General features: G+C 44.2%; 7 protein-coding genes, 1 tRNA gene and 3 rRNA genes. 5 read left to right on the top strand and 6 right to left on the bottom strand.

The window, feature by feature from the left end; translation table 11 throughout:
* Positions 1–45 precede the first annotated feature (45 nt).
* A complete protein-coding gene (locus AACQ38_RS02630) occupies positions 46–699 on the bottom strand; it encodes a methionine ABC transporter permease MetI (protein WP_011145072.1) in 654 nt (217 codons plus the stop codon).
* Positions 692–1,723: a methionine ABC transporter ATP-binding protein MetN gene (metN, locus tag AACQ38_RS02625; protein ID WP_011145073.1), complete on the bottom strand. Its 1,032-nt coding sequence runs from the start codon at positions 1,721–1,723 to the stop codon at positions 692–694. Before metN ends, AACQ38_RS02630 begins: the two co-directional genes overlap by 8 nt.
* A gap of 195 nt (positions 1,724–1,918) precedes the next feature.
* Here metN and gmhB point away from each other — a divergent pair, with 195 nt between their 5' ends.
* The 5 genes from gmhB to rrf all read left to right on the top strand — a co-directional run bounded on the left by gmhB (position 1,919) and on the right by rrf (position 7,898).
* Positions 1,919–2,485 (top strand): D-glycero-beta-D-manno-heptose 1,7-bisphosphate 7-phosphatase, encoded by a 567-nt coding sequence (gene gmhB, locus AACQ38_RS02620; RefSeq protein ID WP_011145074.1) that lies wholly within the window; start codon positions 1,919–1,921, stop codon positions 2,483–2,485.
* Positions 2,486–2,864: 379 nt separating this feature from the next.
* Positions 2,865–4,409, top strand: a 16S ribosomal RNA gene (locus AACQ38_RS02615).
* Positions 4,410–4,491: 82 nt separating this feature from the next.
* Positions 4,492–4,567 (top strand) — tRNA-Glu (locus tag AACQ38_RS02610).
* Between the two features lie 187 nt (positions 4,568–4,754).
* Positions 4,755–7,663 (top strand): 23S ribosomal RNA (locus tag AACQ38_RS02605).
* Between the two features lie 119 nt (positions 7,664–7,782).
* Positions 7,783–7,898 (top strand): 5S ribosomal RNA (rrf, locus tag AACQ38_RS02600).
* The 16S, 23S and 5S rRNA genes sit together here with 1 tRNA gene alongside, the layout of an rRNA operon.
* Positions 7,899–8,448: 550 nt before the next feature.
* Here rrf and AACQ38_RS02595 read toward each other — a convergent pair.
* From AACQ38_RS02595 to acs, 4 genes are all read right to left on the bottom strand, one after another.
* On the bottom strand, positions 8,449–10,032 hold the full coding sequence (locus tag AACQ38_RS02595) for a phosphoethanolamine transferase (protein ID WP_165577348.1): 1,584 nt from the start codon (positions 10,030–10,032) through the stop codon (positions 8,449–8,451).
* A 278-nt stretch (positions 10,033–10,310) separates the two neighbouring features.
* On the bottom strand, positions 10,311–11,960 hold the full coding sequence (gene actP / locus AACQ38_RS02590) for a cation/acetate symporter ActP (RefSeq protein ID WP_058589612.1): 1,650 nt from the start codon (positions 11,958–11,960) through the stop codon (positions 10,311–10,313).
* Entirely contained in the window at positions 11,957–12,268 is a 312-nt protein-coding gene (locus tag AACQ38_RS02585; protein ID WP_011144479.1) for a DUF485 domain-containing protein, read from the bottom strand. Before AACQ38_RS02585 ends, actP begins: the two co-directional genes overlap by 4 nt.
* Before the next feature lie 64 nt (positions 12,269–12,332).
* Positions 12,333–14,288 (bottom strand): acetate--CoA ligase, encoded by a 1,956-nt coding sequence (gene acs, locus AACQ38_RS02580; RefSeq protein ID WP_011144480.1) that lies wholly within the window; start codon positions 14,286–14,288, stop codon positions 12,333–12,335.
* Positions 14,289–14,382: the final 94 nt, after the last annotated feature.

The following is a 14,382-nucleotide window of genomic DNA, read 5'->3' as shown; positions in this document are numbered from 1 at the left end:
TGATTTATTAGCACCGACACAGGTACTGCTATTAAAATAATCTTGTTATTTACGTGTTGTGGCCTTGACTAAATGGTCACCACTTAATTGAATTAAATAAACTAAAATAACCAGTAACACTAATACGGTATTCATTACTGTTGCATTATAGCCGATATATCCGTATTGGTAACCAATCTGGCCTAATCCGCCTGCACCTACCGCACCTCCCATTGCAGAATAACCGACTAAAGTTATGAGGGTAATTGTGGCTGCATTGAGCAAACCAGGTAATGCTTCAGGTAACAGAATTTTCTTTATAATCTGGAATGGGGATGCTCCCATTGCTCTAGCAGCTTCAATGAGTCCCGATGGAATTTCTAATAAAGCATTTTCCACCATACGAGCAATAAATGGTGCAGCACCTATGGTTAATGGGACAATGGCAGCTTGTAAACCGATCGATGTTCCCACAATTAGTCTGGTAAAAGGAATCATCCACACCAGTAAAATAATAAATGGGATAGAACGGAAAATATTAACTACCGCTGAAAGAAAACGATAGAGTTTACTATTTTCCATAATTTGATTGGGACGGGTGACATATAACAATACACCTATCGGCAGCCCGATAATGAAGCCAAAGAAACCAGAAACAAAAGTCATTACTAGAGTTTCCCAGACGCCTTTAGCCAGTAATAACATCATTCCTTCAGACATAACCGAGAACCTCTACTTTCACATGATGATCTTGTAAAAACTTAATCGTTGACTCAACGCCACCATTTTCACCGTGTAATTCAGCTAACATCACACCAAATTTTACGCCACCGGCATAGTCGATTTGAGAACTTAATATATTCATATCAATATTAAAACGACGTACTGCCATTGAAATCAGTGGAGCATCTACAGACTGACCGGTGAACTCTAATTTCAATAATGGACTAAGATTTGGTGCTGGGTGGCTTTGCATTTTTTGTACATAATCTTCAGGGATATCCAGATGCAAAGTTGACTGAATAAATGCCTGAGCGATAGGTGTCTTGGGATGAGAGAATACTTCACTAACAATGTCTTGTTCAATCAGTTGCCCGCCACTGATAACGGCTACTTGGTCACAAATACGTTTGACGACATCCATTTCATGTGTAATTAACAGAATAGTTAGCCCCAAACGGCGATTAATATCTTTCAATAATTCTAGAATAGAACGAGTTGTTGCAGGATCTAGAGCGCTGGTTGCTTCATCACATAAAAGTACTTTAGGTGAATTAGCTAGAGCACGGGCAATAGCAACACGTTGCTTCTGTCCGCCAGAGAGATTTGCTGGATAGGCATCATGCTTATCTGTAAGACCAACAAGCTCCAATAGCTCGTCTACCCGTTTTTTGATTTCGGCTTTTGGAATGTTATCCAATTCCAAAGGCAAAGCTATGTTGCCGAACACTGTTCTTGAAGAGAGCAAATTGAAGTGTTGGAAAATCATGCCGATACGACGACGTGCACGAGTTAAATCACTATCAGACAAGATAGTTAAATCCTGACCATTAACCAATACTTGCCCGGAAGTTGGGCGCTCAAGCATATTTACACAGCGAATTAGTGTACTTTTACCTGCGCCGGATGAGCCAATAACACCGTAAATTTGCCCTTGCGGAACATGCAGGCTGATATCTGAAAGCGCGTTAATAGAACGGGCACCCTGCTGGAATATTTTATTGATATGAAACAGTTTTATCATTTTTATTCTTATTTATTTTTATAAAAATTTTGAAAATTGATAGCTTGAACATTTTTGAAAAAGCAAACCACCCGTTTAATCGGATGTTAAGGTGTCTAGACGTCTAAGTCAACTGTGAATAAATTAATTGCTGCATTCTCATTCATGGCTAAATCATGCGATACTGGGGGCTTCTTACATTTTTGGAGCAATCGGGTGACACAAGGTATTCCTGCCGTATTTTTAGATCGTGACGGAACAATAAATATCGATCATGGTTATGTACATGAAATAGATGATTTTCAATTTATCGATGGTGTCATTGAAGCCATGATTGAATTGAAAAAGATGGGGTATGCACTGGTATTAGTCACAAACCAGTCAGGTATTGCCCGTGGAATTTTCGATGAAGAGCAGTTTTTGCAACTGACGGAATGGATGGATTGGTCGCTAGCAGACCGTGGTGTGGATTTGGATGGCATTTATTATTGCCCTCATCACCCAGATGCAACTGAAGAGCAATATAAGAAGAGTTGTGACTGCCGTAAACCGCAGCCGGGTATGTTACTGGATGCGCAGAGGGAGCTGAGTATCGATATGACGGCTTCTTTTATGATTGGTGACAAACTCGAAGATATGCAAGCCGCGACGTTGGCAAAAATTGGCACTAAAGTATTAGTTCGCACAGGTAAACCCGTTAACACTGAAGCTGAACAAGCGGCTAATTTGATAATAAATAGTCTTGCAGACTTACCTAAAGCAATTAAAGGCATCAAAAAATAGGCTTTTTGTTCTTTATATCATCATTTTGTTGAAAAAATCCTCGAATAAAAGTTTTTTTCAAATAAATGCTTGCCAGCGTCAAAGAATTCCCTATAATGCGCCACCACTGACCGACACAACGCTGATAAACATTGTGAGGTCGGGCAGAGAAAGCGATAATCAGTGCTTGACTCTGCGGGCGAACAGCGTAGTATACGCAGCCCGGCTGAACGAGAATGTTATTTTTTATGTCAGCCTGCTCTTTAACAATTAATCAGACAATCTGTGTGGGCACTCACAAGACCGTATCACAAAAAAATACGTTTTAAAGTCTTGAAGAGTGAACAACAGTTAATTCATTACGAAATAATTAGTCAGAATTCTTTGAGCATCAAACTTTAAATTGAAGAGTTTGATCATGGCTCAGATTGAACGCTGGCGGCAGGCCTAACACATGCAAGTCGGGCGGTAACAGGAAAGCGCCTGCGCTTTTGCTGACGAGCGGCGGACGGGTGAGTAATGTCTGGGGATCTGCCCGAGGGCGGGGGATAACCACTGGAAACGGTGGCTAATACCGCATAATGTCGCGAGACCAAAGTGGGGGACCTGAAAGGGCCTCACGCCGTCGGATGAACCCAGATGGGATTAGCTGGTAGGTAGGGTAATGGCCTACCTAGGCGACGATCTCTAGCTGGTCTGAGAGGATGACCAGCCACACTGGGACTGAGACACGGCCCAGACTCCTACGGGAGGCAGCAGTGGGGAATATTGCACAATGGGCGCAAGCCTGATGCAGCCATGCCGCGTGTATGAAGAAGGCCTTCGGGTTGTAAAGTACTTTCAGCGGGGAGGAAGGGTTTAGCCTGAAGAGGGCTGGACTTTGACGTTACCCGCAGAAGAAGCACCGGCTAACTCCGTGCCAGCAGCCGCGGTAATACGGAGGGTGCAAGCGTTAATCGGAATGACTGGGCGTAAAGCGCACGCAGGCGGTCAATTAAGTTAGATGTGAAATCCCCGGGCTCAACCTGGGAATGGCATCTAAGACTGGTTGACTGGAGTCTCGTAGAGGGGGGTAGAATTCCATGTGTAGCGGTGAAATGCGTAGAGATGTGGAGGAATACCGGTGGCGAAGGCGGCCCCCTGGACGAAGACTGACGCTCAGGTGCGAAAGCGTGGGGAGCAAACAGGATTAGATACCCTGGTAGTCCACGCTGTAAACGATGTCGATTTGGAGGTTGCGGTCTTGAACGGTGGCTTCCGAAGCTAACGCGTTAAATCGACCGCCTGGGGAGTACGGCCGCAAGGTTAAAACTCAAATGAATTGACGGGGGCCCGCACAAGCGGTGGAGCATGTGGTTTAATTCGATGCAACGCGAAGAACCTTACCTACTCTTGACATCCTCAGAATTTGCTGGAGACAGCGAAGTGCCTTAGGGAACTGAGAGACAGGTGCTGCATGGCTGTCGTCAGCTCGTGTTGTGAAATGTTGGGTTAAGTCCCGCAACGAGCGCAACCCTTATCCTTTGTTGCCAGCACGTGAAGGTGGGAACTCAAAGGAGACTGCCGGTGATAAACCGGAGGAAGGTGGGGATGACGTCAAGTCATCATGGCCCTTACGAGTAGGGCTACACACGTGCTACAATGGCGGATACAAAGTGAAGCGACCTCGCGAGAGCAAGCGGAACACACAAAGTCTGTCGTAGTCCGGATTGGAGTCTGCAACTCGACTCCATGAAGTCGGAATCGCTAGTAATCGTAGATCAGCATGCTACGGTGAATACGTTCCCGGGCCTTGTACACACCGCCCGTCACACCATGGGAGTGGGTTGCAAAAGAAGTCGGTAGCTTAACCGAAAGGGGGGCGCTGACCACTTTGTGGCTCATGACTGGGGTGAAGTCGTAACAAGGTAACCGTAGGGGAACCTGCGGTTGGATCACCTCCTTACCTGAGATAGGTTGAGTGCAGTGCTCACACAGATTGTCTGATGAAAATAGAGTGCAAATGAGTCTGCGAAGCTGACCAGCGGGTCCCCTTCGTCTAGAGGCCTAGGACACCGCCCTTTCACGGCGGTAACAGGGGTTCGAATCCCCTAGGGGACGCCATATTGCGGGATGACGGGTGAAAGGCGTTGTCAGGTTATCTTTAAGCGGATTTAGGTGAATCTGTTTAGCGATAGATGCTCTTTAACAATCTGGAACAAGCTGAAAAATTGAAATACTCAATAATATCGCCGAGGTATTGTTGAGGTGTCTCTCAAGCTGAACAGTCCGAGACAGTTTCGGGTTGTGAGGTTAAGCGACTAAGCGTACACGGTGGATGCCTAGGCAGTCAGAGGCGATGAAGGACGTGCTAATCTGCGAAAAGCGTCGGTGAGCTGATATGAAGCGACAGAGCCGGCGATGTCCGAATGGGGAAACCCAGTGCAATGAGTTGCACTATCATTAACTGAATTCATAGGTTAATGAGGCGAACCGGGGGAACTGAAACATCTCAGTACCCCGAGGAAAAGAAATCAACCGAGATTCCCCCAGTAGCGGCGAGCGAACGGGGAGGAGCCCAGAACCTGCATCAGCGATAGCATCAGAGGAACGGTCTGGAAAGGCCGGCGAGAGAGGGTGACAGCCCCGTACTCGAAGATGGTATGGCTGTGAGTTCGATGAGTAAGGCGGGACACGAGAAATCCTGTCTGAAGGTGGGGGGACCATCCTCCAAGGCTAAATACTCCTGACTGACCGATAGTGAACCAGTACCGTGAGGGAAAGGCGAAAAGAACCCCGGCGAGGGGAGTGAAAGAGAACCTGAAACCGTGTACGTACAAGCAGTGGGAGCCGTGATTAATCAGGGTGACTGCGTACCTTTTGTATAATGGGTCAGCGACTTATATTCTGTAGCAAGGTTAACCGGATAGGGGAGCCGCAGGGAAACCGAGTCTTAACTGGGCGAAAGAGTTGCAGGGTATAGACCCGAAACCCGGTGAGCTAGCCATGGGCAGGTTGAAGGTTGGGTAACACTAACTGGAGGACCGAACCGACTAATGTTGAAAAATTAGCGGATGACCTGTGGCTGGGGGTGAAAGGCCAATCAAACCGGGAGATAGCTGGTTCTCCCCGAAAGCTATTTAGGTAGCGCCTCGTGAATTCATCTTCGGGGGTAGAGCACTGTTTCGGCTAGGGGGCCATCCCGGCTTACCAACCCGATGCAAACTGCGAATACCGAAGAATGGTATCACGGGAGACACACGGCGGGTGCTAACGTCCGTCGTGAAGAGGGAAACAACCCAGACCGCCAGCTAAGGTCCCGAAGTCATGGTTAAGTGGGAAACGATGTGGGAAGGCCCAGACAGCCAGGATGTTGGCTTAGAAGCAGCCATCATTGAAAGAAAGCGTAATAGCTCACTGGTCGAGTCGGCCTGCGCGGAAGATGTAACGGGGCTAAACCATGCACCGAAGCTGCGGCAGTGACACGCAAGTGTTATTGGGTAGGGGAGCGTTCTGTAAGCCGGAGAAGGTGGAGCTGTGAGGCCTGCTGGAGGTATCAGAAGTGCGAATGCTGACATAAGTAACGATAAAGCGGGTGAAAAACCCGCTCGCCGGAAGACCAAGGGTTCCTGTCCAACGTTAATCGGGGCAGGGTGAGTCGACCCCTAAGGTGAGGCCGAGAGGCGTAGCTGATGGGAAACAGGTTAATATTCCTGTACTGAATGTGACTGCGAAGGGGGGACGGAGAAGGCTAGGCCATCCGGGCGACGGTTGTCCCGGTTTAAGCGTGTAGGTGGGAGGAGCAGGGAAATCCGCTCTTCTGTGAACACTGAGGCGTGATGACGAGCCGCTACGGCGGTGAAGTGGTTGATGCCCGGCTTCCAGGAAAAGCCTCTAAGCGTCAGGTCATATTGAATCGTACCCCAAACCGACACAGGTGGTCAGGTAGAGAATACTCAGGCGCTTGAGAGAACTCGGGTGAAGGAACTAGGCAAAATGGTGCCGTAACTTCGGGAGAAGGCACGCTGGCGGTAGGTGAAGGAGTTTGCCTCCGGAGCTGAAGCCAGTCGCAGAGACCAGCTGGCTGCAACTGTTTATTAAAAACACAGCACTGTGCAAACACGTAAGTGGACGTATACGGTGTGACGCCTGCCCGGTGCTGGAAGGTTAATTGATGGGGTTAGCCGCAAGGCGAGGCTCTTGACAGAAGCCCCAGTAAACGGCGGCCGTAACTATAACGGTCCTAAGGTAGCGAAATTCCTTGTCGGGTAAGTTCCGACCTGCACGAATGGCGTAATGATGGCCAGGCTGTCTCCACCCGAGACTCAGTGAAATTGAACTCGCTGTGAAGATGCAGTGTCCCCGCGGCAAGACGGAAAGACCCCGTGAACCTTTACTATAGCTTGACACTGAACATGGAGCCTTGATGTGTAGGATAGGTGGGAGGCTGAGAAGTGCGGACGCCAGTCTGCGTGGAGCCATCCTTGAAATACCACCCTTGAATGTTCGATGTTCTCACCTGGGCCCGTAAACCGGGCCGGGGACAGTGTCTGGCGGGTAGTTTGACTGGGGCGGTCTCCTCCCAAAGGGTAACGGAGGAGCACGAAGGTTGGCTAATCACGGTCGGACATCGTGAGGTTAGTGCAAAGGCATAAGCCAGCTTAACTGCGAGAGTGACGGTTCGAGCAGGTACGAAAGTAGGTCTTAGTGATCCGGTGGTTCTGAATGGAAGGGCCATCGCTCAACGGATAAAAGGTACTCCGGGGATAACAGGCTGATACCGCCCAAGAGTTCATATCGACGGCGGTGTTTGGCACCTCGATGTCGGCTCATCACATCCTGGGGCTGAAGTAGGTCCCAAGGGTATGGCTGTTCGCCATTTAAAGTGGTACGCGAGCTGGGTTTAGAACGTCGTGAGACAGTTCGGTCCCTATCTGCCGTGGGCGCAGGAAGATTGAAAGGGGCTGCTCCTAGTACGAGAGGACCGGAGTGGACGCACCGCTGGTGTACGGGTTGTCATGCCAATGGCATAGCCCGGTAGCTAAGTGCGGGAGAGATAACCGCTGAAAGCATCTAAGCGGGAAACTTGCCTTGAGATGAGTCTTCCCCTGACTGAGGTCACGGAAGGAACGTTTAAGACGAAGACGTGGATAGGCTGGGTGTGTAAGTGCAGCGATGCATTGAGCTGACCAGTACTAATGAACCGAGAGGCTTAACCTTACAACACCGAAGGTGTTTTGGTGTCGGAAGACAGAAGAGAGAGATTTTTCGCTTGTTCAGAGATTGATTCGGGTGGTTGTGGCAGAAGAGCGACAACGGCCGGAAGAAAACCGAATATGCCTGGCGGCGATAGCGCGGTGGTCCCACCTGACCCCATGCCGAACTCAGCAGTGAAACGCCGTAGCGCCGATGGTAGTGTGGGGTCTCCCCATGTGAGAGTAGGACACTGCCAGGCTTTAAATACCGTAGAAACCCTCAGCGAAAGCTGGGGGTTTTTGCATTTATGAGCCAGATACAGATATAGCGTGCATAGTTCATCTAGGCATGTTTTCTGGTCAGGGGTCTGATACTGCCAAATCATTTAGGCACACTTCATGTGTAATCGCTTCTGTTACGGCTACGGCTCATTGAGAGGTAGAGTTTGAAGGCGGTTGCATACAAGGGGTAGGAAGGTGAGAACCATTTTTAGAGCCCATATGGATGCAGAAGGCTGTTTAGTTATTTTGGATTTCCATCTGGTGAGCATTCTTTTAAGAAAATTAGCCAGCTCTTATCTATCCGTTAATAATTAAAACCCGCTATAAGTAGCTGATACGAAAAATAACTCAAACCTATTTTTTAAGCTTATATAAAGTCAGTAGTGAAATTTCAAATTTAATTCATCATTATGGCTTATTATTGTATTAAAAGTTTGAGAAATTACAGATTGTGGTTATCCTTCTTTCATGTATATGAATCATTTATTTGAGTTGATGCCAAGGATAATAGACTTAAACATCTGGGAATCACTTGTCTGAATTTTTGATATATTTTTCATCAAGAAGATCATTATATTTTATTAAGTTTTTATTACCATCGATCACCATTAGATCTTTCTCTGATTTGAAACAATTGCTTAATGGTGAACGGCAGTATTCTGGAGATTTATGATAAATACCTAGCCAATCACTGATAAGGTAATAATTATCTGAAGTTGAGAAAGGGGTATTTATTACACCAGTATGACGATATCTTGGATTAACATTATCGTTATACCAGATAAATAAGGGGACATTATAAGCCTCTTTTCGAGGATGACTAACTCCGTGGTGATAACGGATGTCACTATTTTTATCTAAACGTTGTAATCCATGATCTGAAAAATAGAGAATAGATGCTTTATAATCTTTGATTTTATTAATAACTTTCTCTATTAGCTGATCTGTATAAACTATTGAGCTGTCATAGCAATTATCATCTTCGTTCGATGAAAAAGATATTAGTTTATTTTCGGGAAATCGGTTACAGGATGGCTCATGACTGCCATAGATATGCATAATAATAAATTTCTTACCTTTCTGTTTTAATGAATCATCTAAATAGGTTAGTAACTCTTCATCATATCCAATATATTCATTCCATTTTTGGCTTTCAGCCATATTAGCAATAATTGTGATCAGACTATTGTTTTTACCTGATCTTCCTTGGTTACTTATCCAAGTTGTCTTAAACCCTGCATCTTTAGCTAAAGATATAACATTGTCAGCATAATGAGCCTTATTTCTGAGCTGGTATAAAGTAATATTAGAAAGTGAAATAGGTACGGATAATATAGTAACTGGAGCTGGAGAAATAGCTTGATTGAATATCAGCATATTTTTCTGCATCGTGTCTAATGTTGGTGTTGTGGTTTTATCATAACCGTACAGAGACATATGATCTCTTCTTGCTGATTCTCCTATCAGTAATATGTAGATATCAATATCTTTATCTTTTTTTATATAATTAAAATTCATTTTAACAGAAGAAATATTTTTAATTTGTTGATTATCATATATTGCTTTTACCATTGCTGATGAGTTATAGAATGGTGTTCCCATTAAAAAGTGTTCTGATAAAATAATATCATCTGAATATTTTTTTCCTGAGATATAGTAGTCAATAGGCACTAATAGGCAGAAAAAAATAAAAACCCATAAACTGAATTTTAGTAATCTTTTGTCTATATTATTTGAGAGCCATCTAATAGACAAAAAATATATTAACAGCATGAAAATAAAGAAAAATACATAGTATTTATTGTAGGACAACATACCTACAGCTTCATTGCTATTTGTATTGATAAAAGTGTTGGCAATAGTTGAAGAAAAATTTATCTGATGTTCATTAAAGAAAAAAAATGATGTGGATATATTAAGCGACCACAATATAGAAATAAGTAAAACCAATGGCTTAAGATATTTATAACAATAAAAAAATGCGTTAACATTTGCTAGTAAGAAACTCAGTAATATTATTTTTAACTTATACTCACCTTTTAAATCACTAATGAAGATTATCGGTAGTAAAGATAGAGTCAAAAAAATAATAATCGGCCATTTATTTTGCATACAGATTAATAACTTAATTAATATACCCAATGGATTTCAAGATGGATCGCGACGGCAAGGGAGCGAATCCCCGGGAGCATAGATAACTATGTGACCGGGGTGAGTGAGCGCAGCCAACAAAGAGGCAACTTGAAGGATAACGGGTATAAATTGAAATAAAAGAGTTAATCATTAACCTGGGATTAAAACAAGAGGTTAATTTGTGAAATAGCTCTGAATTCAGATGGCTTTTAATGAAAATACCTCTCCCGAAGGAGAGGTTGGCCATACAAACGTAATTAATGTGTTTTTCCTTGTGCGATACCAAGTCCTGTTTGTGATCGAATAAATTGGATTCTAAATTGTTCTCTTTCCTGCATACCTTGTTGTGAATTATCGGTGATAGAAAATAGCCATGAACCAATAAAAGCGATAATCATTGAGAATAATGCTGGATATTCATAAGGATAGATTGGTTTCTCGTGACCGAGAATGCTGACCCAAATTGTTGGACCGAGAATCATTAAAACGACAGCTGTAATTAATCCTAGCCAACCTCCGACTAACGCACCACGGGTAGTGAGTTTATGCCAGTACATAGACAAAAGAATGATTGGGAAGTTACAACTTGCAGCAATAGAAAATGCTAATCCAACCATGAAAGCTATATTCTGGTTCTCAAATAGAATACCTAATCCGATTGCGATAAACCCAAGTATCACAACTGTTATTTTTGAAACTCTCAGTTCATCTCGTTCATTGGCTTTACCGCTTTTAATGGCGTTTGCATATAGGTCATGTGATACTGCTGATGCGCCAGCCAGCGTTAGCCCCGCAACAACGGCTAGAATTGTGGCAAAGGCGACAGCAGAGATAAAACCCAGAAACAGGTTGCCTCCAACTGCGCTAGCGAGGTGAACGGCTGCCATGTTAGTACCACCAATGAGTGCGCCGGTAGCATCTTTAAAGGAAGGGTTTGGACTAACCAGTAAAATAGCACCGAAGCCGATGATAAAAGTCAGAATGTAAAAATAACCAATAAAGCCAGTAGCGTAGAAAACGCTCTTTCGGGCTTCTTTCGCATCACTTACAGTAAAGAAACGCATGATAATATGAGGTAAACCAGCAGTACCAAACATCAATGCCAGACCAAGAGAAAGTGCGGATATTGGGTCAGATACCAACCCTCCTGGACTCATGATGGCTTCACCTCTTGAGTGGACTGCAATGGCTTCTTTGAACAACGTATTGAAATTGAAGTTTACTATTTTCATGACCATAAGGGCCATAAAGGTGGCACCAGCTAGTAATAGGATAGCTTTGATAATTTGTACCCAAGTCGTTGCTAGCATACCGCCAAACAGAACATAAAGTACCATTAGGATACCAACCAATACGACCGCTACATGGTAATTAAGCCCAAAAAGCAATTCGATAAGTTTACCTGCACCAACCATCTGAGCAATAAGATAAAGGGCGACAACAAACAGCGAGCCAATTGCAGATAATATACGGATTGGGCGTTGCTGTAACCGATAAGACGCGACATCGGCAAAAGTATAGCGCCCAAGGTTTCTTAATCTTTCAGCAATCAGAAATAGGATAATAGGCCAGCCAATCAAGAAGCCGATAGAATAAATTAGTCCATCATAACCAGACGTATAGACTAAAGCGGAAATGCCGAGGAATGATGCTGCGGACATAAAATCTCCCGCAATTGCCATTCCATTTTGGAAACCCGTAATACGTCCCCCCGCCGTGTAGTAATCAGTCCGGGAGCGTGTTTTTTTTGAGGCCCAGTAAGTGATATAGAGTGTGAAACCAACAAACAGGACAAACATGATAATAGCCTGAATGTTGACAGGTTGCCTTTCTCCAGTTTCAGAGATTACGTTAGCCCAAGTAAGATGAGGAAATAACATTATTGCTAATAACAGGAAATTTTTCATTTCGTTACCTCACTGAGAATTTGTGAGGTAAGGTGATCAAACTCGCTATTGGCTCTGATGACATATAGGCCGGTTAAGATGAATGAAATAACAATTAAACCAATACCAACCGGTATTCCGCGGGTAATATTGGAACCATTATAAAGGGGAGTGCCTAGCCATTCAGGTGCAAATGCAATGAGAAAAATAAAACTGACATACAGAATTAATGTGATTATTGATAGCAACCATGCAAAACGTCCTCGCTTTTCAACCAATTCTTTGAAACGCGGGTTATTCTCGATCCCTTGGTAAATGTCATCATTCATCGGAGTATATCCTCATTATATTTATTATATTTTGATTACAGCCGCCTTACGGCGGCATGATTTGTCACGAAATACTCATTGTTTGTTTTTCTTCTAACAATTTTTCTACTACTCCTGGATCTGCTAGTGTTGAAATGTCCCCTAGATTGTTGGTATCGCCGGAGGCTATTTTGCGCAGGATACGACGCATAATTTTTCCTGAACGGGTTTTTGGTAAGGAGTCTGTCCAGTGTAGGATATCTGGTGTAGCAATCGGGCCGATTTCTTTACGTACCCAATTACGGACTTCTGTATAGAGTTCTGGAGAGGGTTCTTCACCGTGATTTAAGGTGACATAGGCATAAATTGCCTGCCCTTTAATATTATGTGGGGTACCTACGACAGCAGCTTCTGCAATTTTAGGATGGGAGACCAAAGCTGATTCAATTTCAGCAGTACCTAGACGGTGGCCGGAAATATTCAGCACATCATCAACACGACCAGTTATCCAATAGTAGCCATCTTCATCACGGCGTGCGCCATCACCACTAAAATACATTCCCTTAAAGGTAGAGAAATAGGTTTGTTCGAAACGGTCATGATCGCCAAATAGTGAGCGTGCTTGTCCTGGCCAGGAATCGGTAATAACTAGGTTTCCTTCACAAACACCTTCTAGTTGTTCACCAAGATTATCAACCAATGCGGGCTGAACACCGAAGAAAGGTAGCGTTGCGGAACCTGCTTTTAGTTCGGTTGCGCCTGGTAGTGGTGTGATCATGAAGCCACCAGTTTCTGTTTGCCACCAGGTATCGACAATTGGGCATTTGCTGTTACCAATTTTCTGGTAATACCATTCCCAAGCTTCCGGATTAATCGGTTCGCCAACTGATCCCATAATACGCAGGGAAGTACGTTTTGTTCCTTCAATAGCTTTATCACCTTCCGCCATCAGGGCACGAATCGCTGTGGGTGCTGTATATAGGATATTTACCTGATGTTTATCAATAATCTGACTTAGGCGGTTAACCGCAGGATAGTTTGGTACGCCTTCAAACATTAGGGTAATAGCACCACAGGAAAGGGGGCCGTAGAGCAGGTAGCTATGTCCGGTAACCCATCCCACATCGGCTGTGCACCAATAGACTTCCCCCGGCTGATAATCGAATACGTATTTAAATGTTAGAGATGCATATACAAGGTAACCTCCAGTGGTGTGCAGTACCCCTTTGGGTTTACCGGTAGAGCCTGAGGTATAGAGAATAAACAGCGGGTCTTCTGCATTTATCTCTTCAACTGGACAGTCAGCACTCGCGTCTGCGACCAATTCATGCCACCAAAGGTCACGGCCAGATTGCCAGTGACCAATATTTCCAGTACGTTTAAAAACGATTACATTGGATACATTGACAACGGCTGCATTATTTAATGCGTCATCAACATTCTTTTTCAGGGGGATTGTACGTCCGGCTCTTAATCCTTCATCGGCGGTAATGACCAATTTGGTGTTTGAATCGATGATACGCCCGGATACAGCATCAGGAGAAAAACCTGCGAAAATAACAGAGTGAATAGCACCAATGCGGGCACATGCTAACATGGCAACCGCTGCTTCTGGCACCATCGGCATGTAAATAGCAACAACATCGCCTTTTTTAATACCCATATTTTTCAATACATTGGCAAACTGACATACATCATGGTGTAGTTCACGATAGGTTATTGCTTTGGATTCTGTTGGATCATCGCCTTCCCAGATAATAGCGGTTTGCTCACCACGTTCTTTTAGATGACGATCGAGACAATTTGCGCTTAAGTTTAGTGTTCCATCTTCAAACCAGCGGATATTGATATGTCCAGGATCAAAAGAGGTATTCTTTACCTTGGTGTAAGGCTTAATCCAGTCAACAATTTTTCCTTTTTCACCCCAGAACCTGTCGGGATCTTGCAACGATAATTGGTAGTCTTGCTGATATTGTTGCTCATTCATCAGGGCATGTTCTGCAATGGCGATAGGAATAGGGTGCTTCATTATTTTGGTCATGTAATATTCTCCTTACGAATGTTAATATTATGTCAAATCAAAGTTAACTAAAGTGTAAAGAGAATTTTTGTTTTTTTTTTGCGCGGAAGATCAC

Origin of the sequence: Photorhabdus sp. RW14-46, from assembly GCF_963887965.1 — a bacterium.
GTDB classification, from domain to species: Bacteria; Pseudomonadota; Gammaproteobacteria; order Enterobacterales; family Enterobacteriaceae; genus Photorhabdus; species Photorhabdus laumondii.
The sequence above is the reverse complement of the archived record's forward strand: the minus strand, read 5'-3'. Positions and strand labels throughout refer to the sequence as shown.